Genomic DNA, 21,249 nt, shown 5'->3' with positions numbered 1-21,249 from the left:
TCACGCAGGATTTCCGCATTGATTATGCCGTTGGCCTTTCGTTCCATGCGTCGGTGAATTGAATATTTCCATCAACATATTTCCACGTGATCTTCGCATAACCCAGCGCAACGCTTTCCATATGCCCGGTTCCTGGACAATTACGCGTGTCATGCATGATCGGCGATATCGAGATGACCTTTACGTCTTCCATTAATATGTTGAAGTACTCTTCTTCCTGACCGGCGTCACTGATGCGGTACCATTTGAGTTCCGCAGCTTTCAGCGTCTGACCTGTTGCCACAGCTTTGTATAAATAAGGTGACGCAGAATCAATTTCTTTCTCAAACATAAAAGGAGCATGTTGCCGGGTGCCTGTTAGCTTGCCGGTATTGTTGTCGGTGGGAATAGAGAGAAGATGCTGTACACCCCGTAATTCAATGCTGCCCTCACGGTGCATCACGTCTGAACCGCCTCTGATTACTGCGCCGCCATCATCTTTAATAAACATATGAACGGGTATAGCCATGTGAATCTCCTTAGTTAGTCATACAACCAGCGTCCAGCTTTAGCCGACTCCACAAACATACGTACAGTTAGTGGTTTAACGTCTTGTTGAATTGGATCCTTAGAAAAGTATTTTCGGAAAACTGTTTCTGTTTTCCAGGGATAATAAGCATCAAAATTTATAACTGTTGTATCGACATGATATTTTTCACCAAAATCCTGAATGGCATAGGGCAACTCATCCCATCCGGCGTAGCCTTGTAATGGAGTATCAAATTCGATTGGAATGGGTTTTAAACTCCATGTAGTCATGAGAGATAACTCGCCACGAAAAAAATCTAATATTTGATGTTCGTCTACCATACTCGATCTTCTTCTCTCACGATCATGTTGTAGGTTGAAACAGTCTTATAGACTATTTGAGAAAGATCATTTGCCAGTAAGACCCATCCTACAACCGGCACAGTTCGACCAACAAAAGCCCCAAGATTGTTTGTCCACATCGGCTTGAGTAACTTAATGCTGGTATTAGTGAACGTTGGCAAAGGTCTGGGCAATTTCACATTCAGAATTTGACGCGAATATTTAGAGGCGATCGAAGTACCAGGTGTAGCATTGCCGGGCTTACCTCTTGTACCCAGAATAGGAAGACCAAGAATGATGCTGCTCACCGCAACAATGTTATTGATGCCACCTACATGCTCATCAATTTTGTCCAAAAGTATCCAAAAAAATAATTCACCAGCTGAAACATTGCTGACTCCTTTGTAAAAGTACGTCCCATTAAGCTGCTCAACCGTATCCATAATCATCCTCCCTGAATTACAGGCGGCCAGATTACAACGTGATGAACGCTATTTTTTGTTCAAAAGAGAGGAGTGAAACCACTAAGAGCGGGTTAACTATTGGAGAGTTTAGGGAGATTATGGCAGCGTTTGCCTGGCAAAGGCCGCGTGGTCGCCATGATTGGCGACCCAGCGTTTTCGTAGGGTGCACATTTATGCGCACCGGCTAAATCAGCTTAAAAACTCTGCCAATCCGCATCATTCACCACCGCAACGCGCGAGGGTTTAACGAATGAAGCCGTACGCACCACTGCCTGCTTTTGCTGAACTTCGCCAGCCGCCGCGACATGGAATTTACCCACCAGCTGATTCAAATTCCCGGCCTGTTCCTGCAGCGATTGCGAAGCGGCAGAGGCTTCTTGCACCAGCGCGGCGTTCTGCTGCGTAACGTCGTCCATCTGATTCACCGCTTGCTGCACCTGCACGATGCCCTGACTCTGCTCGACAGCGGCAGCGGCGATTTCTTCCACCAACTGACTTACCTGATGAATGGCATCGTTCATCACGCTCATATTACGCCCTACGTCGCTGGCCTGCGCAGCACCGGCTTCGGTCAGACGATGTGACTCTTCGATCAGCGTTTTGATTTCGCGCGCGGCGGTGGTTGAACGTTGCGACAAGTTGCGCACTTCACCGGCGACTACGGCGAAGCCTTTGCCGTGTTCACCGGCACGTGCGGCTTCAACGGCGGCGTTCAGCGCCAGAATGTTGGTTTGGAAGGCGATGCCTTCAATGATCGAGACGATTTCCGTCACTTTGCGCGAGCTACCACGAATGTTATCCATGGTTGAAAGCATGGTAGTCAGTGACGTGCTGCTCTTCTCTGACAATCCGCTGGCGTTAGCGGCAAGCTGACTGGCCTGGCGCGTGTTATCCGCGGTTTGACGCACAGTTTCACTCAGCTCGGTCATGCTGGCCGCGGTTTGCTCCAGCGATGCCGCCTGTTGCTCGGTGCGTGATGAGAGATCTTCATTGCCCGCGGAAATCTGTACCGATGCGCTGCTCACTGATTGTGACGCCTGACGCACCGAAGAGAGCGCGGCTGCAACGCGTTCCATCAGGACGTTAAACGAGTGCGCCATGTTGCCCACTTCATCACGACGGCTCTCATCTGCTTTCAGCGTCAAATCGAGGTTTTCGCTGGCAGTCATCATTACTTTGCCCGCAGCAGACAAGCTGCGACGAATGCGCAATACGGTGAACAGCGACAGCACGCCAAAAATCAGCACGGTGGCGATAACGCCGGTGATGGTCGTCCATAACACCGAGTGGAACGTGCTGCGGTTGGTGGCGCGCAGTTCATCGCCAATGGCGATATTCAGCTGCAGCTGTTTTTGATAATCGCTAATCAGCTGGCGAATGGCGGCTCCGATACCGGTTTGTCCATCAATCAGATTGAGGCTGATATCATTTTGATGCGCACGCGAGGCGGTGATAAATGGCGCCAGTGCGGCGGTGACGTGCTGAATATTGGCATAAGCGACTTCGGTTAAGCGCTTATCTTCATCGCTGGAGATATCGTGCGCCATGTAGTAATCGGTCTGCGCCTTCAAATCCGCCAGCTGTTTCTGGATCTCGTCCTCAACAGCCGGCATTTTGCTGTCGTCGGTCTGGCTTTTGTGTTTGTAGAGCGTTAACGCCAACTGGTTACTGCCATCAATCAGTTTCCCCAGATCTTTGATCGAGGGAATCGCATTGGCCTGTACATATTCAAAGCGATCCTGAAAACCAGAGAGTAAGGAAATGGCGAGTATCGCTTGCAGGATGATGGCGCCAAACAGTATGGAAAAGGTGGCAAACAGACGTTGAGAGATGTTCATTTTATTATCCTTAATCTTAAAGCGTCCCGGCAAAAGCCGCGTAGGGAAGAGGGCAGATTAATAACCATCGGCAGATTGAGGAAATTAGTTAATTTTTTTACTCAGGGTTTAAGTCTTCAACTGGTTATCACGCTAATTTTTAACATTTTTGCCTGATACCAGTGCTGTATTGCGTCGGATAAGTAAAGGACTACAAAACTCCGCGCTCCCTCCGATATTGCCTTACAGACCCGCTCTCTATGATTTCGGAAATCGTGAAAGTTTCTGAACTTAGAGAGAGTAAAATCCCATGAATAAAATATTCCGTGTGATTTGGCATGCTGCAACGCAGCGTTATGTGGTGGCCTCTGAGCTGGCTAAGGGCAAAGTTAAATCCCAATCTTCGAATAGTGCGATGAGCAGCGCAGCGCGGAAAACAGCGGTGCTCTCTGGCCTGGCGATGGCTGTAGCTGTCACATTACCTGTCAGCAACGTATTCGCCGCGGCGATTATCGCCAACGGTGCAATCTTAAACTACGACGGACAGGATATCGTCTCGACCGCAAACAACAGTGAAAGCGGGCGCGGCTTGAGCGCATCGAATAAGGGTTCGATCACCTTTACCAACGGTTCGCTGACCACCAGCGGCACCGCCGGTGTGGGTGCGATGGCAAATACGGGCGCAACCATCACGCTGAAGAACACTGAAATTAAGACCTCGGGGTCCTCTGCGCAGGGCATGATGTCGCAAAACAACAGCAACATTAATGCGGATGGCGTCCATATCAACACCAGCGGCTCATCAAGCTACGGTGTACATGTTGTTGATGGCTCAGCCACGCTCAGCAATAGTTCAATTACATCATCGGCCTATGGTCTGGTTTCGCAAGGTTCTAATGGCAATATTAATCTTAGCGACACCATTGCCAGCACTTCAGGTGAACGCGGTCATTCTGCCTACGCATCAAGAGGCGGAAAAATCACCATCGATGGCAGCACACTCGCAACTTCCGGACATCTGGCATTAGGTGCCTATGCGACAGGAGCTGGAAGTCAAATAGATATTACTAACAGCAAAATAAGCACGACTGGGTCTTCTTCAGAAGCGGTAATGGCGCAGAACGGTGGCACGGTCAATTTAACCAACACAACCATTTTTACCGACCGAATTAACTCTTATGGATTACGTGCTAGCGGCAGCGGAGCGGTAGTGAATTATGATAACGGCACAATTACTACCTCCGGACCCACCACTTCCGTTCAGGCACTAAATGCGGGCAGTGAAGTAAACATTCGTAACGCGACGATAAATACCTCAGCTCTGGGTCTTGCAGCAACATCAGGCACAGTAACAGCGTTTAATACCGTTATTAATAATAATGGCCTTGAGGCGCCTGATACGATGGTGACCAACGATTTGACGAGCTTAGGAGCCGCAGTGGCAGCCCGTTATACTGGTGGATTAGCCAGCTTGAAGAATGTCCAGGTCAACAGTACACGTGGAAATTTACTCGGCGTTCGCGTTAGCGAAGGCGCCCTGGTTGAATTGGATAATGTTGAATTCAACCACGTTAGTAATGCTGATGGGTTGGCTGTTCTTAAGGGTGGAACGCTGAGGGGCGACCGTGTCAGCGTGAATATCGCGGGTCAGGATGGCGCAGCTTTGTCTTCGGGTATCTGGATGGGGATGCGTGATGGTGACAACCGCGTCGATTTAACCAATTCACAGATCACGCTCACCGGCGCGAACAGTGCGGGTATGCTGTTCCAGTCTGATGCGGTCAGCAACAACACCGTGTCGCTGAGCAACAGCGCGGTTACTGCGAGTGAAGGTAGTGCAATGGTGGTTTCCGGCACTGCCGATACCAAAGTCACCACTTCCGGCACCGCATTAACCGGCGCGACGCTGTTATCCGCAGGCATTGGCAATAGCGGCACGGTTAGCAATGTGACATTGACCGGTGATAACGGCTCAGTATTTAACGGCGATGTCATCATCGACCGCGCCAATACCGCGACCAACATCATCAACCTCGATAACAACTCCGTCTGGAGCGGTGCGACCAGCTCACTGGAAAATCTGAACCTGGCGAATGGCAGCCAGTGGAATATTACGTCGAGCTCTGCGGTGGATAATCTGAAGCTGAATAACGCCACGCTGAATATGACCGCGCCCGGCACCGGCTTTAGCCAGGTGACCTTGAGCAGCCTGAACAGCACCAACGGTACCATCGACTTCAAAACCCATTTAATGGATGACCACTCAGAGACCGATCATCTGCACATCACCGGTGATTACAACGGTAACAGCAACGTGGTGGTGCAGAACGCCGGCGGCACCGGCGCGCAAACCATCGATGGTATTGAGCTGATTCGCGTCGATGGCAACGTAAACGGTACGTTCACCCAGCAGGGCCGTATTGTGGCCGGTGCTTACGATTATCATCTGGTGCAGGATGCCAATAAATGGGTACTGGAGAGCAACAGCAACAACGTGGCACCGGGCAATCCAGGCAGCAATCCGGTTAATCCTGGCGATCCTGACAACGGCTCCGGCACGCCAGGCGATGATACTGGCACGCCAGGCAGTGGCTCAGGTAATGCGGGCGATGTGGGCAAGCCGGTTAAAGGCTTCCCGATTACGCGTCCGGAAGCGGGCAGTTATGCGGCTAACCTCGCTGCGGCGAATACCTTATTTACCACCTCGCTGGATGATCGTCTGGGTGAGACCCACTACATTGGTGCAGATGGTAAGAAACACGCCACCAGCCTGTGGTTGCGTAACGCAGGTGGACACACGCGCTTCAGCGACAGTTCCGGCCAGCTGAAAACCACCGGTAACCGTTATGTGATGCAGTTAGGCGGCGATATCGCCAAGTGGAGCAGTAATGGTGCGGACCGCTTCCATCTGGGTGTCATGGGCGGCTACGCTAATGCGCAAAGTAACACACACTCCAACGTGACGGGTTACACCGCAAAAGGTCAGGTGCACGGTTACAGCACGGGCGTTTACGCGACCTGGTTGCAGGACAACGCTGACAAGACCGGAGCTTATGTAGACGGCTGGATGCTCTACAACTGGTTTGATAACAGCGTGAAAGGTGATGGCATCGCGGAAGAGAGCTACAAATCGAGAGGCATCACCGCGTCAGTGGAAGCCGGTTACAGCTTCAAAGTCGCGGAGATGAGCGAGCGTTCCAGCGTCTATCTGCAGCCGAAGGCGCAGACGACCTGGATGGGCGTGAAAGCGAAGGATCATCAAGAGCAAAACGGCACGCGCGTGGTGGGTGAAGGCGACAACAACCTGCAAACGCGTCTGGGTGTTCGCGCTTACATCAAAGGCCACAATGCCATTGATGATGGTAAAAACCGCACCTTCGAGCCGTTTATCGAAGCCAACTGGGTGCACAACACCGAAACCTTTGGCAGCAGCATGAATGGCATCAGCGTGCAGCAAGCCGGGGCGCGTAACCTCGGTGAAGTGAAAGTGGGTGTCGATGCGAAGCTGAATAAAACCGTTAATCTTTGGGGCAATATGGGTCAGCAGATGGGGGATAAGGGTTACAGCGATACCAGCGCGATGGTGGGCGTGAAAGTTAATTTCTGATAACACAAATCGCGCCGCTACGAATGCATGCATGCTTCTGTAGCGGCGCAGTTTATTGTGCAAATTTATATAATTACGGCCTGCGGAACAGCGCCATACTGCGGCCTTCCAGCTCGAAATCCTTCTCTTTGGTAATCACTAACCCTTTCTCAACGCTGTCTGACGTCGAAAGCTCCAGCACCCAGCCACCTTCACCAAACTGTGGAATACTGAACGGCACATTGCCTTCATACGGATTAAACAGCATCAACACGTCATGCCAGATGCCTTCCTCCGGCACTAAATCCGGGCGACCGAGATACACCCCGAGCGTGGTGCCATCATCCCATTGATCATCCTGCTGGAAGCCGCCACCGGCGTTAAACCATTTGATTTCCATACCATCGCGCCAGCTTTCACGCCGCAGCAGCGGTTGTTGAGCGCGTAACGCCAGAATATGCCGGGTAAAGTCGCGCAGTGCATCAGCAGAAGGCGGCAGGTTTTCCCAATGCAGCCAGGAAATCTCGCTGTCCTGGCAGTAGCCGTTATTGTTGCCGAGTTGACTGCGGCCAAACTCATCGCCCGCCAGCAACATCGGCGTGCCGTGCGAGAACAGCAGCGTGGCGAGGAAGTTGCGTTTCTGCCGCTCACGTACCGCGTTGATGCCTTCATCGTCCGTCGGGCCTTCCGCACCGTAATTGTACGAACGGTTCTCGTTATGGCCGTCATTATTGTCTTCACCGTTAGCTTCGTTGTGTTTCTCGTTGTACGAAACCAAATCGTTGAGCGTGAAGCCATCATGCGCGGTAAGGAAATTGATGCTGGACCAGGGACGGCGACCGCGCTGATCGTAAAGATCGCCAGAACCGAGCAGGCGCGCGGCGAAGTCATTAGTGACCATGTCACCTTTCCAATACTCACGCACCGTATCGCGATACTTATCGTTCCACTCCGCCCAGCCCGGTGGGAAGCCGCCAACCTGATAACCGCCCGGCCCAATATCCCACGGCTCACCGATCAGTTTCAGTTTGGACAACACTGGATCCTGCATGATGGCATCGAAGAAGCCACTACGCTGGTCAAAGCCTTCCGGTTCACGGCCCAGCACGGTGCCGAGATCGAAACGGAAGCCATCAACATGCATGGATTCGGCCCAATAACGCAGCGAATCGAGAATCATCTGCAGCACGCGCGGATGCGACGTATTCACGGTGTTACCGGTGCCGGTGTCATTGATGTAGTAGCGATGCTGATCCGGCAGCGTGCGGTAATAAGAGTAGTTATCGATGCCCTTAAACGACAACGTGGGGCCCAGTTCATTGCCTTCGGCGGTGTGGTTGTAAACCACGTCGAGGATCACTTCGAGGCCAGCATCGTGGAAGGCGCGCACCATATCGCGGAAGCCCTGAATCCCGCGCGGACCAAAGTAGCGCGTGGCCGGGGCGAAGAACGCCAGCGTGTTGTAACCCCAGAAGTTTTTCAGACCGCGATCCAGCAGATGCTGATCGTCCGGGAAACCGTGCACCGGCAGCAGCTCCACGGTGGTTACGCCCAGGCTTTTGATGTAATCGATCGAAGCCTGATTGCTTAAACCGTCGTAAGTGCCGCGCATCTCTTCGGGCACCGCCGGATTAAGCTGGCTAAAACCTTTAACGTGGGCTTCATAAATGACCGTTTTCGACCACGGAATATTCGGTCGATTAGCATCCTGCCAGTCAAATTCATTGGGATCGATGACCACACATTTGGGCGTAAACGGTGCGCTGTCGCGGGTATCGAAACTCAAATCCTTATCTTCATGCAGCAGGTCATACGCGAAGTGCGACTCGTCCCACTGCAATTCGCCCGCCAGTTCGCGTGCGTAAGGGTCGAGCAACAGTTTGTTAGGGTTAAAGCGATGGCCATTTTCCGGCTCGTACGGGCCGTGCACGCGATAGCCATAGAGCGCGCCGGGCTGCAAGCCGGGAATGTAACCGTGCCACACTTCATGGGTGTATTCCGGCAAATCGAAGCGGGCGATTTCGTTTTCGCCGCTCTCATCGTACAAACACAGTTCGACTCGCTCAGCGCAGGCCGAAAACAGCGCAAAGTTCACGCCCTGGCCATCATAGTTAGCGCCAAGCACTTGTCCCGAACCTGCTGTAATTTCTAGAGGCTTACTTGTCATCCATTATTCTCCACACAGATTAATCGGGTAATGCATCAGCTGCTCAGCAGCACTAACGGCGCACTTGAGGCCGCCTCATCCAGCGCGATGTAATCGCCAATCGTCACGGTTTCGCCACTCCATAAGTTGCGATAGTGGCGATGGGCGAGTGACTCGGGCAGTACCACTTCGGTTTGCGTCCACTGCGCGTTATCAAAACTCAGGCGCGGAAGAATGACCAGCAGCGCGTGGTTACTGTCCTGACGCGCAAAGGCGATAACTTTCTCCTGATGCTCGCCGCTGACGTCCAGCGGCTGATAATCGCCCACGCGGAACAGCTGCGGATAATCGCGGCGCAGATGCAGAAGGCGTGCAATCACCTGTTGTTTCAGTTTGCCGCTCAGCCAGTTTTGCGCGTCGTTGAAGTCGGGCGAAGAAGACTCTTCCAGCTGCTGCTCCAGCAGCGCGAAGTCCGGCGTGCGGCGGTTGTCGGGATCGACCAGGCTGAAATCCAGCGCTTCGCTACCCTGATAGATATCCGGCACGCCCGGCGCGGTGAGTTTAATTACCGTTTGCGTCAGGCTATTGATTAATCCGGCCTGAATAAACGGTTGCAACGCGTGGCTGAAGTCGCTGAGGAACAACTGATTGGCCGGTGAAAGCAGATGACGCGCGTAATCCAGCACCGCTTTTTCGTAGGCTTCGTTGCTCTCTGCCCAGTCGGTGCGCAGTTTGGCTTCGCGTAACGCTTTTTCGACAAAAGGAATAAAGCGCTCTTCGAGTTGGCTGGCATCCTGCGGTTGCAAGGTGGTCGGCCACACGCCAGCTAAAGCCTGATACAGCATCCATTCCACCGCCGGTTCCGGCGCGGCGCCATCGTCCAGTTCCACCACCTGCGCCTGATTAATCTGCCGCCAGCGCGCTACGTGTTCCGCCCACAGCGCGGGTGCTTCGCTTAACGTATACAGCCGCGCACGCGCATCTTCACCACGTTTGGTGTCGTGGGTTGAGGTGGATGAGATGCCATCGGGCTGCTGTTGCAGCCGCGTTTGCATCTCGCTGTGGAAATGCGCCAGCGAGAAGGCGTGCGGCAGCGGTTCTGCGCCCACTTCATTGATCGCTAACGCGACGTGATTGCGGAAGAACAGCGTGTCTTCCACCGATTTCGCCATCAGCGGTCCGGTCAGCTGCTGGAAGCGCATGCGGAATTCGTGCGCGTCTTTTTCGCTCTCTTCGGAAACCGCGCCCAGCAGCATCGCCTGCAGCAAACTCAACACCGTTGGCGACGCGCTGTTTTTCACTGTTTCCAGCACCTGTTGCAGCAGCTCTTCGCCTTCGAGCGGCATGCCGTCCTGCTGGCCGTAGGTGCGATACACCGGGAAGGCGATGAGGATTTCGCGCAGTGCGACGTGCAGTTCCGCTTCACCGAGGTTGCGATGTTCAGAACCGGCAATCTGCGTCGCCAGCTTGAGCAAACGCGCAAACTCACCGGCGAAATTGCGGTCAACCATCAATTCACGCGCCACGCGCAGTCCGCCTTCGACGTCGTTACGTTGTCCGGTGGTGGCTTCATAGGCCAGATGCAGCGTATCGATCTGCGAATCATCCACCAGCGCGTGCGACAGCGCGGCAATAAACTCGTAGCCAGTGGTGCCAGAAATCGGCCAATCGTCAGGGATCTTTTCCCCTTCGGCGAGGATCTTTTCCACCGTGATATAGCAATCCGGGCCGGTGGCCTGGCGCAGCTGGCGTAAATAGCCTTGCGGATCGGCAAGGCCATCAACGTGATCGACGCGCAAGCCGCTGACCGCGCCCGAGCGCACCAGTTCAAGAATCAGCCGGTGGGAATCGGCAAACACCGCCTCGTCTTCAACGCGTACGCCGACCAGCCCGGTGATCTCAAAGAAGCGGCGATAAGAGAGCTCGCTGCGTGCATCGCGCCAGCTGATCAAACGCCACGGCTGCTGCTCATGCAGTTCAGCAATCGCTTTGGCTTCAGTCATCGCCAGCACCTCGTCGGCGCGATCCTGCCAGCTGGCGGGCGTCAGCGGGTAAAAGCTGTCGTAGTACGCCAGCGCGGGATGGCCAGTTTGCGGATGTGCTTTAATGCTCAGCTCACCGTTTTCCAGCACGTTCTCGAAGCTGTCGCCGAGAAACGGCAGCGTCAGGCGGCGCGTCCAGTCAATATCAAAATGATTGGCATAGCGGCTGCTCTCGCCATACTCGATCACATCACGCCACCAGGCATTCTCCAGCGAGGCCGCCATATGGTTCGGCACGATGTCGAGAATCAAGCCAATCTCCGCGTCCTGCAACGCCTCAACCAGACGATTAAAGCCGTCGCGGCCGCCAATCGCCGGTTCGATCTCATTGGCATCGATGACGTCGTAACCGTGGGTGGATTCGGCGGTGGCGCTAAATATCGGCGACGCGTAAAGATGGCTGATGCCAAGGCGTTGCAGATAGGGCACCAGCGCCGCGGCGCGATCAAACGTCATGCCGTTGCGAAACTGAATGCGATACGTCGCGGTTGGAATACTCATTTTGTTGCTCCCTGATCCAAACGCACCACGATGGCGTGTTGTGATAATGCTTCAGTTTCTTGCGGCCAGGCGAAAATCGTGCGACCTGGCGTGGCGGGTAAAGGTTGCGTCTGCTTGCCGATATTCAGCGCCAGCGACAGTTCGCCCTGTGGGAAATGCCAGCTGACGGCCACAAAGCCTTCAGCGGTGGCGAGCACCTTGCCGCTGTTGCCGCCCGCATCGGCCAGCAGCGGCACGATATATTGCTGACGCAGCGCCAGCAGCTCGCGCGTTAGCGCCAGCCAGCTCTGGCCTTCAGGCGTTTGTAACTTATCCCAGTCAAGTTTTGAGCGGGTAAAGGTCTGCTCGGCGTTGGGATCCGGCACCTCTTCGTCATGCCCGGCGTGCCCGGTGAACTCCTTCGCGCGCCCTTCACGCACCGCTTTGGCCAGATCGCCGTGGAAATCGGTGAAGAACAGGAAGGGATTCGTTTCGCCATACTCTTCGCCCATAAATAGCAGCGGAATATGCGGTGACAGCAGCAGCGTCGCCAGCAGCACTTTGGTGCGATCGCTGCCCGCCAGGCTGATCAAACGATCGCCCTGCGCGCGGTTACCCACCTGATCGTGGTTCTGAATGAAATCAACAAACGCCACCGGCGGCTGGCTGGCGCTCGGCACGCCGCGCCGCTGCCCACTCTGCGGTGAAAGTTCGCCCTGATAAGCAAAGCCTTCAGTCAGCACACGCGCCACCAACTTCTCCGGCACGTCGGCGAAATCTTCGTAATAGGCGTGAGTTTCACCGGTTGCAAACACGTGCACCGCGTTGTGGAAATCATCGTTCCACTCACCGGTAAATAGCGGCGCGTTGCCCTGTTTGTCGCGCGGATGCAGGAAGATAACGTTGCGGCAATCTTCGGTGGTGAGATGAATAGGGCGCTCGGGAATTTCCTGACGGATGCGTTCGGCAATCTCAATCAGCGCATGCTTACTGGAGCTGTCTTCAATCTGGTCAATGGCATCAAAACGCAGGCCATCAAGATTAAATTCCTGCAGCCAGTAGAGCGGTGCTTCGACAATGTAGCGCCGCACAGCATCGACATCATATGCAATGCCTGCGCCCCACGGCGTCATGCGTTCCTGGTGGAAAAACGCCGGCGCCAGCAGCGGCAGGTAATTGCCTTCCGGGCCAAAGTGGTTTAGCACGATATCCAGCACCACCGACAAACCGTGCGCGTGCGCGGCATCGATAAAGGCTTTGAAATCATCCGGCGATCCGTAAGCCGCATGCGGAGCGTAGAGCAGCACGCCGTCGTAGCCCCAACCGCGATTGCCACCAAACTGCGACACCGGCAGCACTTCCAACTGCGTGATGCCTAATTCGGCCAGCCACGGCAATTTAGCTATCGCAGCCTGGAAAGTGCCTTCGGGCGTGAAGGTACCGATGTGCATTTCATACACCACCGTTTCATGCCACGGACGACCTTGCCATTCGGTGTGCTGCCAGCGATAGCTTTGCGGATCGACCACCAGTGAAGGGCCGTTAACATCAGCCTTTTGCGCACGCGCAGCGGGATCCGGCACCACCGTGCCATCGTCCAGCACAAAGTTATACTCTGCACCGGGCGCCACGCCGCTGACTTGCAGCTCAAACCAACCGTCGCCTGCGTCGAGCATGGCGGTGTAGTTATCGGCAAGTCTTAAGGTGATGTGCTGCTGCCCTGGTGCCCAAACACGAAAACGGACGCTGTCATCAGCAAGAATCTCAGCGCCCCAGGATTTTTCAAATGATCTGAATTCCATTCAATTGCCTCGTTTAGCCCACGCAGGGGCAATGGACGACATCAAGCGATTCGCTACTGGCTGAAAACGATAAATAATTTGGGATGAAAGTTAGGTCGGACAACAAATCATAGTCGATATTTTGGCGTTTTCTGGCGCGCGCGAGAGGATTTCAGGTGGGTTTAAGAAATTATCGAATAAGCGGGGGATTTTTACGCTTCGGTTAGATGAGGTCGCCAAAAAGGCGTAATGCTGCTCAGTTTAGCGCAGAGCGACTTTCGTTCGCCCTATGCTGAGGCAGTTGCAGTGTCTTCGTGCGGCGACCGAGCAGAGGACGCCTGGCCGCGCCCTCTGCACTCCCGGGCCTTGCGCCAGCCCAACCCGCCGCTGCGCGGTGCCTTCACTCATTCACAATTCCTGACGGACCGGCGGCGATTCGCTCCTGCTCAGCGCCGCCTCTCGCCGCATCCCTGCGGCTCGCCCTGGAATCCCTCATTCGTTCAGCGGATTGGGATGTCGCCTCAACATCCGCGCTGCCGCAGTCGTGCGTATTCTTAACTCAAAATCGCTTTAAATCCGACTGCGACCTTTGTTAATGCCGACTCGAACCTAAGCCGGTTTATGCTTGACCTTACGTTTACGCAATTTATCGATCAAACGATGCGCTTCCGCTTCTGTTGCCACCGCAGGCGATGAACCTTTCAGCGGTTTGCGGGCCGTTTCACTCAAGGTTAAAACCGTCAGCAAACCAATAATCCCGGCACCGATCATGTAATACGCCGGCATCAGATTATTGTGCGTGGTATCCACCAGCCATGCGGTAATCAGCGGCGTGGTGCCACCAAATAGCGAAACCGATAAGTTAAAACCAATTGCCAGCGCGCTATAACGAATATCGGTGACAAATAGCGCCGGTAACGTTGCCGGCATGGTGCCGCTGAAACAAGTATGCAATAAGCCCAGAATCGCCAGTCCGGCAAATACCAAAAGCATATTGCCGGAACCAATCAACATGTAGCTCGGAATCGCCAGCACGATTAAGCCCAACGCGCCTAAACCAATCACCGGACGGCGACCAATGCGGTCGGTGAGATATCCCCACATTAACGTCAGCGGCATCATGATAAACATAATCACCATCACCAACATCAGGCCGGATAGTTCACTCATTCCCAGCACGCCAGTTAAATAGCTCGGCATATAGGCGGTCAGCATATAATTGGAGACGTTGAACAACAGCACCAGACCAATACATTTCAGCAGCGGTTTACGTTGATCGCGCAGCATCTGCCACACGCTAAGGCGCGGCTTGTTGTGCTCCATCTCTTCGCGCTTATCCATGTGATCTTTAAACGCGGGCGTCTCTTCCAGCTTTAAGCGGATATACAAACCGAACAGACCCAACGGCGCGGCGAGGAAGAACGGCACACGCCAGCCCCAATCCATCATGGTTTGATGCGGTAAGAAAGCGATCATTGCTGTCACCAGGCTGGCGCCCAGCAGATAGCCACCCAGCGTACCGAACTCAAGGAAGCTACCCATAAAGCCGCGACGTTTGTCGGTGGAGTATTCCGCGATAAAGGTCGCGGCACCGCCATATTCACCACCGGTGGAGAACCCTTGCAGCAAGCGCGCCAGCAGCAGCAGAATCGGCGCAGCGATACCAATGCTGGCATAGCTCGGAATCAGACCGATACAGAACGTACCGATCGACATCATGATCATGGTTAACGCCAATACCTTCTGACGTCCAATGCGGTCGCCGAGTGGGCCAAACACCATGCCGCCAATCGGACGCACTAAAAACGCCGCGGCGAAGGTACCGAACGAAGCGATCAGCTGCGCGGCAGCGCTGGCATCGGCGAAGAAGACCTGGCCAATGATCACGGCGAGATAGCTGTAAACGCCGAAGTCAAACCACTCCATCGCATTACCCAATGCGGCGGCACCGACCGCGCGTTTCAGCAATTTGTTGTCGATAACGGTGATGTCATCAACGGTCAAGCCACTGGCTGTGGCTGAGTGTGTTGTATCCGTTCCTGTGCTCATAAATTCCCCAGTTGAGAAAATGGCGCGATCTTATAGCTTTCGCAGCCGTAATTTCATAAATGGAAAAGAAAGCTATAAGAGGCAGAAGAAGCGCAAACCCTAGTAAAGATTTTAACATCTCGCAAGTTGGCAGGATAAAACACGGGTAGTTAGGACGTTTGAGGGAGGTCGCCATGGATGGCGACCGTGAATGTAGATGATCAGCCTGGCCCCTCACTACCGGCCGCCAGCAGCGGCACAATCACATCGCTGATTGGCGTGGGAATACCGCGCGCCCGACCATAACGCTGCACGACGCCGTTGCGGATATCCCACTCCAGCGGACGGTCGGCCTGGCGGTCGGCAAGGATCGAGGTGCCTAAATCAGTCGGTGCGCGGTGAAATCGTTCTACAATCTCCTGCGGCACCTCATCTTTTAACGCGGCACCTTCAGCGCGCGCTACCGTCAGGCACTCCTGCAAATAGGCCAGCGCCAGCGCGCTGATGTCGTCGCGCTGGAACATACCCGCACGACGATTCGACAGCACCATTAAACCGGCAACCGCGTTTTGCAGCAGTTTGCGCCAGGCAATGGTCAGGAAATCGGCGGAGAGATCGACCGCGCAGCGTGTGTCGCGCAGTGCCGCAACCACCAACTCAGCGTGCGGCGTTTCCGGCAGCGTCAGGCGCGGCTTTTCGCGCAGCCACACCGAGGCGTCCGGTTCGCGCTGGGCCGGGAACCACACCACCGATGGCAGCACGGTCGCGCCATTGACATAGGGCGCGAGTTGGCTTTTCTGCTCCACGCCATTCTGCAGCGCGCACACCACGGTATTTTCATCACACAGCGCCGCCAGCCATGGCGCGGTATCCTCAACCTGGGTGGTTTTCACCGCCACAAACACCAGATCGAACGGCTGGGCTATCTCGGCGGGATTGGTGAGCACCGGGCCGGGAACAATAATTTTGCCGCTGTTGTGACGCAACTCCAGCTGCGGATGTGCGGTACGCCCGCAAATCGTGGGCGTGCGTCCAGCTTCATGCAGCGCCGCTGCGATGGTGGTGCCAATCGCGCCCGGTCCAATAAGGGCGATGGTGGGATTCTCAGACATCTTATTAAGCTCCTGATTATCAAAATGCTTGCAGGGATCGTAGCGGCGCAATTCATTGCGCGATAAATCGCGCCGCTACGGGATAGGCTTTGATTGGAAAGCGTACGATGACCTTAATTGTTTAGCAGCGAAGAATAGCCGTTTACAGCACAGTTATGTGCTTTTTCCGCAGCAGTTGGCACATTTCGTCATCGGGTTGAGCATCAACGATCAAGGTGCTGGCCAGTGATAATTCGCCGATGGCAAACGCCGAAGCGGAATTCAGCTTCTCATTCGACACCATCACCACCGTTTCCGCCGCGCGTGCGGAAAGCGCACGTTTCACCCCGGCCTCTTCGTAGTTGCCAGTGGTTAATCCCGCCGTTTTGTGCACGCCGGTCACGCCCATGAAGAACAGATCGGCATTAATCCGCGCAATGCCTTCCAGCACCGCCGCACCCACCGCCACCACCGAATGGCGATAGAGCAGGCCGCCAATCATGATCACGTCAACCTGCGGATAATCCACCAGCGCCACGGCAATGCTTGGGCTGTGCGTCACCACGGTAAATGCCAGATCCGGCGGCAGCAATTTCACCATCTCGGCGGTGGTAGTGCCGCCATCGATAATCACTACCTGGCCGGGCTGGATCAGTTGGACCGCTTTCTGCGCGATAAGGCGTTTAGAGCTAATCTGCACGCTTTTGCGTGTTTCAAACGGTGCGATAGCGGCAGAAACCGGCAGCGCACCGCCGTGTACACGTTGCAGTAATCCTTCGGCGGCTAGCTCACGCAGATCGCGGCGGATTGAGTCCTCTGACACCGCAAAGCGCTGGCTAAGCTCGCTCGACATCACCTGTTTCTCTTCGCTCAGAATGGCGAGGATTTGCTGTTTACGTTGGCTGGAGAGCATTATTTTCTCATTCATGTTTTTGCTTGTATCTGCACAATTATGCATGTTAGCGTAGATTTTGTCACCTATCGCCGGGCAAATCGTGCAAAAAAACGCTTGCCCACACCATCGAATTTTTGGAGAAACGCAATGTTGATTCTTATAGCAGGGCCCGTACGCAGCGGCACCAACGGCAATCAAGTGTTAATTCATGAAAACATTAAGAAATTAGACCAGATTGCCCTGCAGGTCTACCAGCGCGGACATACGCCGGTGATCGGTGAGTGGCTGGCGTTGCCGCTGGCGAGCGCCGCCGGTTCGCAGACAATTGGCGATGAAATCAGTGAATCTTTTCTCTATCCGGTGGCGCATCGTTTGATTCACTGTTGCGATGCTATTTTACGCATTCCGGGCGCGTCGCAGGGGGCTGATAACGATGTGCGGATTGGCAAGGAGCGGGGGATGGCGATCTTTACCCAACTGGATGAGATTCCGGTGATTGAGCGTTAGATTAAGCGTGGTCGCCATGAATGGCGACCCGATAAAAATATCATTTATTACTCGTGATAAATCTGGCTGCGTCCGCCATCAACCAGGATATCGGTGGCATTGATGAAGCGCGCTTCGTCCGAGGCGAGAAACAGCGCGGTATATGCCACTTCCTGCGGTTCACCAATACGTTTGCACGGTAGCAAAGCGGCCTGCCGTTCACGCTCGGCTTGCGGATCGGGACAGCTTGCCAGCCAGGCTTCAGCGGCGGGCGTCATGATCAAACCCGGAGAAATGCTGTTAATGCGAATGCCCTGGCTGGCGTACTCCACGCCCAGCGAACGCGTGAGGCCAATCAAACCGTGCTTGGCGACCGGATAGGGAAACGCGCCGGGAATGATTTTGTGCCCGTGTACCGACGCGACGTTAACGATATTGCCGTACTGGCGCGCCAGCATGCCCGGCAGCACGCTGCGGATCAGGTTGTAGGGTCCTTTCAGATTGACCTCCATACAGCGCTGCCAGTCGTCATCTTCCAGCGCCAGCGGATCGCGAAACACATTCACGCCCGCGCAGTTGATCAGAATATCAATCGGGCCCAGCGCTTGCTGCGCTTCGCCCACCGCCCGCTGCACCTCCTCGGGTTGCGTGACATCTGCGCTATAGGCAAAACAGTGTTGGCCACTTTGCTGCTTCAACTCTGCCGCCAGCGCTTCGGTGGTTTCACCGTCAAGATCGAACAGCGCCACGCGAGCACCTTGTTGCGCAAACAGTGTAGCGATTGCGCTGCCTATGCCGCTGCCAGCACCGGTGATAAGCGCGGTTTTATTAGGTAATCGTGATGACATAATCGCCTCCTTATGAAGATGCCGGTAATGCCAGCCAGTCTGGGAAGTACAACGTGCGCTCGCCGCGCTGCACGGTAATCATTGGCCATTCGCCACTGCGCGTTAAGGCTTCGCAGCCCTCAGCGGTGAGCAAAAAGGTATCTTCGCTTTTTACGCCGCTGAGCGTGGGATTCCACGCCACGGCAATATCAGAATGAATATCACCGCGCGAATCTGGCGTTAGGATCACGTCGCGGCAACCATAACCCGCCGGGCCGCCCTGATGATGATCGCGCCACGCATCGCCATGTCCGTGCCGCTGATAGGCATCTTTAATTGCCTGAAATAGCGTTGACCAGCTTTGGCCCGGCTGCGTTGCACAGAGAATGTCGGCGTGGATCTGGCACAACGTGTTGAGGTGCTGGCGTAACGCGGGACCAGGTTCGCCGATATGCGCTAACCGCGTCAGGCTCACGTGCAGCCCGTGGCGCTCAGCGCCGAGCGTGATCAGCATGTGTTGTTGCAGCTTTTTCTGCGTGGGCACCGGATGTTTGAACGCGCTAATACGCTCATCGGCCGCTACTAAGGTGCACATCGGACGAATACCGCGTGCCAGACAGGCTGCGACAATCTCGGCCTCCACCTGCCATTCCGTCACGCCTGTTTGTAACTGACGCGCCACGCCTTCGACAATCTGCGCAGCTTCACGCCCCAACGCTTTAAATCGCTGCTGCTCGTTGCTGTTCAGGCCCTGTCGCAGCGCCACCATCGCTTGTTGAATATCAGACATGCCGTTTTGCGGCGTATCGCTGCCGAATTTGCCCTCAGGCAACAGGGTATTTAACGATTGAAACCACGGGTAACTCAGCGTTTCACAGGCAAACGGCAGCGATTCTTCGGCGAGGATACGCGGCATCTCATTTTCAGGCGCGAGCAGCAGAACCTTGTCCTGCATGATGAGCAAGCTGGCCACGCCGACTTCAGCGCGTTCCACCACGTAAAAACTGGCACCTTCGGTCAGCCAGGCGATGTTATCGCGCCGGGTAAGCAGCACACCATCGAGTTGCCAGGAGGCGAGTGCACGCTGCAGGCGGGATAATTTTTCACTCATAAGCGTGCTCCTTGCTCTCGCTCTGCTGCGTCTGCAATAGCAATTCAGCAGCACGATGGGCCACCGCCATCACAATGGCATTGGTGTTGCCGCTGATAATGTTGGGCATCATTGAGGCATCGACCACGCGCAGGCGGTTAACGCCGCGCACGCGCAGGTCGTCGTGTAACACCGCCAGCGGATCGTTATCGTGGCCCATGCGGCAAGTGCCAACCGGGTGATAGCCGGTTTTCACCATGCGTTTGCAGTGTTCGGCAATCTTTTCATCTGACGTAATCTCTGCACCAGGGAAAATCTCTTGCTGCACCATCGCGCCGATGGGCGTCGCGGTGATGACCTTACGCGCAAAACGGAAACCGGCGATGGTGCGCGCCAAATCGTCGGGATGACCAAAGATTTGTGTATCGATAATCGGCAAGCTGCTGGCGCTGCTATCGCGCAGCGTGACCTCGCCGGTCGCTTTGGGGCGCAGCAGCAGCGAATTGACGGTAACGCCATGGCCGGGATCGGCGCCCATCACGTCGCGGTCGAGATACACCGTAGGCACGCAAAACATCTGAATCGTTGGCGTGGCGCCGAAATCGATTGGGTCAAAGAAGGCGCAGGTTTCCACGCCGGTGGTGGTGACCGGACCGGTTTTGAACAACATATATTGCAAGCCGGCTTTGACCATCGGCCAGCCACGATCCTGACCATAATAGCCAAACGCACCGTTGGTGCTGGCCACCACCGGCACTTCATAGTGATCCTGCAAATTCTTGCCGACACCCGGCAAATGCTGACGCAGCGTGATGCCATGCTGTTTTAGCTGGGCTTGTGGACCGATGCCGGAGAGCATCAGCAGCTTCGGCGTTTGATAGGCACCGGCAGCCAGAATCACCTCTTTACGCGCGCAGGCACGTTGCGGATGGCCATCCTGTGTGTAGCGTACGCCGCTGGCATTTGCGCCCTCAAACAGGATCTCTTCTACCTGCGCGCCGGTGACGATGGTCAAGCGCGCGTCATGGCGCAGCGGCGTAATAAAGGCATCCACCACGCTGCAGCGCTGGCGCGTCTGACCGTTAATGGTGTGCTGCATAAAGCCTACGCCAAACGGATTGCCGGTATTGAAATCCGGCGTGTAAGGAATCCCCAATCCCTGCAGAGTTTTCACATAGGCGCGGCTCAGTGGGCTGAAGTGGCCGAGATGCGACACTTTCATTGGCCCGCCGACGCCGTGATGGGGCGCACCGAGATGATCGTTATCCTCGATGGCGGTAAAGTGCGGCAGCAGCGCATCCCACGACCAGTCGATGCCCTGATTGCCGAGTGCGCTGTTCCAGTCGGCGTAATCCTGGCGATGGCCGCGCATATACACCATCGCATTGACCGTCGAACCGCCGCCCAACACTTTCGCCTGCGGCACAATCACGCCGCGTCCGTTGAGCTGTGGCTGCGGCTCGGTCTGGTGCATGGTGAGGAATTTGTCGCTGGCGAGAAACTTCATGTAACCTGCGGGCATCTTTAGCACCGGGTGATACTCATCGCGCCCGGCTTCCAGCAGCAGCACGCGCGCGTTGCCTTCCGTGACTAACCTGGCGGCGACGATACAACCGGCGCTGCCGCCGCCCACCACAATGTAATCAAACTCTTTCATGGTTATCTCT

At 55.1% G+C, this 21,249-nt stretch carries 15 protein-coding genes; 2 read left to right on the top strand and 13 right to left on the bottom strand.

Going from position 1 to position 21,249, the window contains the following annotated elements:
• Positions 1 to 22: 22 nt before the first annotated feature.
• The 4 genes from ACFQW4_RS02320 to ACFQW4_RS02305 form a co-directional block, all read right to left on the bottom strand.
• Complete coding sequence (locus tag ACFQW4_RS02320) at positions 23 to 508, bottom strand: Hcp family type VI secretion system effector (protein WP_377723522.1); 486 nt, start codon at positions 506 to 508, stop codon at positions 23 to 25.
• Positions 509 to 522: 14 nt separating this feature from the next.
• Complete coding sequence (locus ACFQW4_RS02315) at positions 523 to 849, bottom strand: DUF1493 family protein (RefSeq protein WP_377723520.1); 327 nt, start codon at positions 847 to 849, stop codon at positions 523 to 525.
• Positions 843 to 1,292, bottom strand: a complete 450-nt coding sequence (locus tag ACFQW4_RS02310) for an STM2901 family protein (RefSeq protein WP_101761320.1) — start codon at positions 1,290 to 1,292, stop codon at positions 843 to 845. Before ACFQW4_RS02310 ends, ACFQW4_RS02315 begins: the two co-directional genes overlap by 7 nt.
• A gap of 215 nt (positions 1,293 to 1,507) precedes the next feature.
• Positions 1,508 to 3,151 carry a methyl-accepting chemotaxis protein gene (locus ACFQW4_RS02305; RefSeq protein ID WP_377723517.1) on the bottom strand — a complete coding sequence of 548 codons (1,644 nt, stop codon included), beginning with the start codon at positions 3,149 to 3,151 and terminating at the stop codon, positions 1,508 to 1,510.
• A 289-nt stretch (positions 3,152 to 3,440) separates the two neighbouring features.
• Between ACFQW4_RS02305 and ACFQW4_RS02300 the strand changes: the two genes are divergently transcribed.
• Positions 3,441 to 6,737, top strand: coding sequence for an autotransporter outer membrane beta-barrel domain-containing protein (locus ACFQW4_RS02300; RefSeq protein WP_377723516.1), 3,297 nt, complete (start codon positions 3,441 to 3,443; stop codon positions 6,735 to 6,737).
• Positions 6,738 to 6,810: 73 nt separating this feature from the next.
• On the opposite strand, the gene glgX is transcribed toward ACFQW4_RS02300, so the two are convergent.
• The 6 genes from glgX to ACFQW4_RS02270 all read right to left on the bottom strand — a co-directional run bounded on the left by glgX (position 6,811) and on the right by ACFQW4_RS02270 (position 17,197).
• Positions 6,811 to 8,883 carry a glycogen debranching protein GlgX gene (glgX, locus tag ACFQW4_RS02295; protein WP_101761322.1) on the bottom strand — a complete coding sequence of 691 codons (2,073 nt, stop codon included), beginning with the start codon at positions 8,881 to 8,883 and terminating at the stop codon, positions 6,811 to 6,813.
• 35 nt (positions 8,884 to 8,918) lie between these two features.
• The gene (treY, locus tag ACFQW4_RS02290; protein ID WP_101761323.1) at positions 8,919 to 11,405 is read right to left on the bottom strand and encodes a malto-oligosyltrehalose synthase; all 2,487 of its coding nucleotides are present in this window, start codon (positions 11,403 to 11,405) and stop codon (positions 8,919 to 8,921) included.
• Positions 11,402 to 13,186: a malto-oligosyltrehalose trehalohydrolase gene (gene treZ / locus ACFQW4_RS02285; RefSeq protein ID WP_377723514.1), complete on the bottom strand. Its 1,785-nt coding sequence runs from the start codon at positions 13,184 to 13,186 to the stop codon at positions 11,402 to 11,404. Before treZ ends, treY begins: the two co-directional genes overlap by 4 nt.
• 588 nt (positions 13,187 to 13,774) lie before the next feature.
• The gene (gene proP / locus ACFQW4_RS02280) at positions 13,775 to 15,214 is read right to left on the bottom strand and encodes a glycine betaine/L-proline transporter ProP (protein WP_101761326.1); all 1,440 of its coding nucleotides are present in this window, start codon (positions 15,212 to 15,214) and stop codon (positions 13,775 to 13,777) included.
• 200 nt (positions 15,215 to 15,414) lie between these two features.
• Positions 15,415 to 16,305, bottom strand: coding sequence for an oxidoreductase (locus ACFQW4_RS02275; RefSeq protein WP_377723512.1), 891 nt, complete (start codon positions 16,303 to 16,305; stop codon positions 15,415 to 15,417).
• A gap of 142 nt (positions 16,306 to 16,447) precedes the next feature.
• The gene (locus ACFQW4_RS02270; RefSeq protein WP_110867175.1) at positions 16,448 to 17,197 is read right to left on the bottom strand and encodes a DeoR/GlpR family DNA-binding transcription regulator; all 750 of its coding nucleotides are present in this window, start codon (positions 17,195 to 17,197) and stop codon (positions 16,448 to 16,450) included.
• Between the two features lie 129 nt (positions 17,198 to 17,326).
• On the opposite strand from ACFQW4_RS02270, the gene ACFQW4_RS02265 reads away from it, so the two are divergent.
• Entirely contained in the window at positions 17,327 to 17,686 is a 360-nt protein-coding gene (locus tag ACFQW4_RS02265) for an NUDIX hydrolase (protein ID WP_271460304.1), read from the top strand.
• A gap of 47 nt (positions 17,687 to 17,733) precedes the next feature.
• Here the strand turns inward: ACFQW4_RS02265 and ACFQW4_RS02260 are convergent, their stop codons facing one another.
• From ACFQW4_RS02260 to ACFQW4_RS02250, 3 genes are read right to left on the bottom strand one after another with little or no spacing between them, the layout of a single operon-like run.
• Positions 17,734 to 18,513, bottom strand: coding sequence for an SDR family oxidoreductase (locus ACFQW4_RS02260; RefSeq protein WP_377723510.1), 780 nt, complete (start codon positions 18,511 to 18,513; stop codon positions 17,734 to 17,736).
• 10 nt (positions 18,514 to 18,523) lie between these two features.
• Positions 18,524 to 19,603: a M24 family metallopeptidase gene (locus tag ACFQW4_RS02255; protein ID WP_377723508.1), complete on the bottom strand. Its 1,080-nt coding sequence runs from the start codon at positions 19,601 to 19,603 to the stop codon at positions 18,524 to 18,526.
• Positions 19,596 to 21,239 (bottom strand): GMC family oxidoreductase, encoded by a 1,644-nt coding sequence (locus tag ACFQW4_RS02250; protein WP_377723506.1) that lies wholly within the window; start codon positions 21,237 to 21,239, stop codon positions 19,596 to 19,598. The genes ACFQW4_RS02255 and ACFQW4_RS02250 overlap by 8 nt, the downstream gene beginning before the upstream one ends.
• Positions 21,240 to 21,249: the final 10 nt, after the last annotated feature.

It is taken from the genome of Pantoea sp. GCM10028869 (assembly GCF_042666835.1).
Taxonomy (GTDB): Bacteria; Pseudomonadota; Gammaproteobacteria; order Enterobacterales; family Enterobacteriaceae; genus Pantoea; species Pantoea leporis.
Note: the sequence above shows the minus strand (reverse complement) of the source record. Positions and strands in the feature narration are given on the sequence as shown.

Excerpts from the sequence above, each read along its gene's own strand:
- ACFQW4_RS02320 (WP_377723522.1), bottom strand. The coding sequence starts at position 508 with ATGGCTATACCCGTTCATATGTTTATTAAAGATGATGGCGGCGCAGTA.
- ACFQW4_RS02315 (WP_377723520.1), bottom strand. The coding sequence starts at position 849 with ATGGTAGACGAACATCAAATATTAGATTTTTTTCGTGGCGAGTTATCT.
- ACFQW4_RS02310 (WP_101761320.1), bottom strand. The coding sequence starts at position 1,292 with ATGGATACGGTTGAGCAGCTTAATGGGACGTACTTTTACAAAGGAGTC.
- ACFQW4_RS02305 (WP_377723517.1), bottom strand. The coding sequence starts at position 3,151 with ATGAACATCTCTCAACGTCTGTTTGCCACCTTTTCCATACTGTTTGGC.
- ACFQW4_RS02300 (WP_377723516.1), top strand. The coding sequence starts at position 3,441 with ATGAATAAAATATTCCGTGTGATTTGGCATGCTGCAACGCAGCGTTAT.
- glgX (WP_101761322.1), bottom strand. The coding sequence starts at position 8,883 with ATGACAAGTAAGCCTCTAGAAATTACAGCAGGTTCGGGACAAGTGCTT.
- treY (WP_101761323.1), bottom strand. The coding sequence starts at position 11,405 with ATGAGTATTCCAACCGCGACGTATCGCATTCAGTTTCGCAACGGCATG.
- treZ (WP_377723514.1), bottom strand. The coding sequence starts at position 13,186 with ATGGAATTCAGATCATTTGAAAAATCCTGGGGCGCTGAGATTCTTGCT.
- proP (WP_101761326.1), bottom strand. The coding sequence starts at position 15,214 with ATGAGCACAGGAACGGATACAACACACTCAGCCACAGCCAGTGGCTTG.
- ACFQW4_RS02275 (WP_377723512.1), bottom strand. The coding sequence starts at position 16,305 with ATGTCTGAGAATCCCACCATCGCCCTTATTGGACCGGGCGCGATTGGC.
- ACFQW4_RS02270 (WP_110867175.1), bottom strand. The coding sequence starts at position 17,197 with ATGCTCTCCAGCCAACGTAAACAGCAAATCCTCGCCATTCTGAGCGAA.
- ACFQW4_RS02265 (WP_271460304.1), top strand. The coding sequence starts at position 17,327 with ATGTTGATTCTTATAGCAGGGCCCGTACGCAGCGGCACCAACGGCAAT.
- ACFQW4_RS02260 (WP_377723510.1), bottom strand. The coding sequence starts at position 18,513 with ATGTCATCACGATTACCTAATAAAACCGCGCTTATCACCGGTGCTGGC.
- ACFQW4_RS02255 (WP_377723508.1), bottom strand. The coding sequence starts at position 19,603 with ATGAGTGAAAAATTATCCCGCCTGCAGCGTGCACTCGCCTCCTGGCAA.
- ACFQW4_RS02250 (WP_377723506.1), bottom strand. The coding sequence starts at position 21,239 with ATGAAAGAGTTTGATTACATTGTGGTGGGCGGCGGCAGCGCCGGTTGT.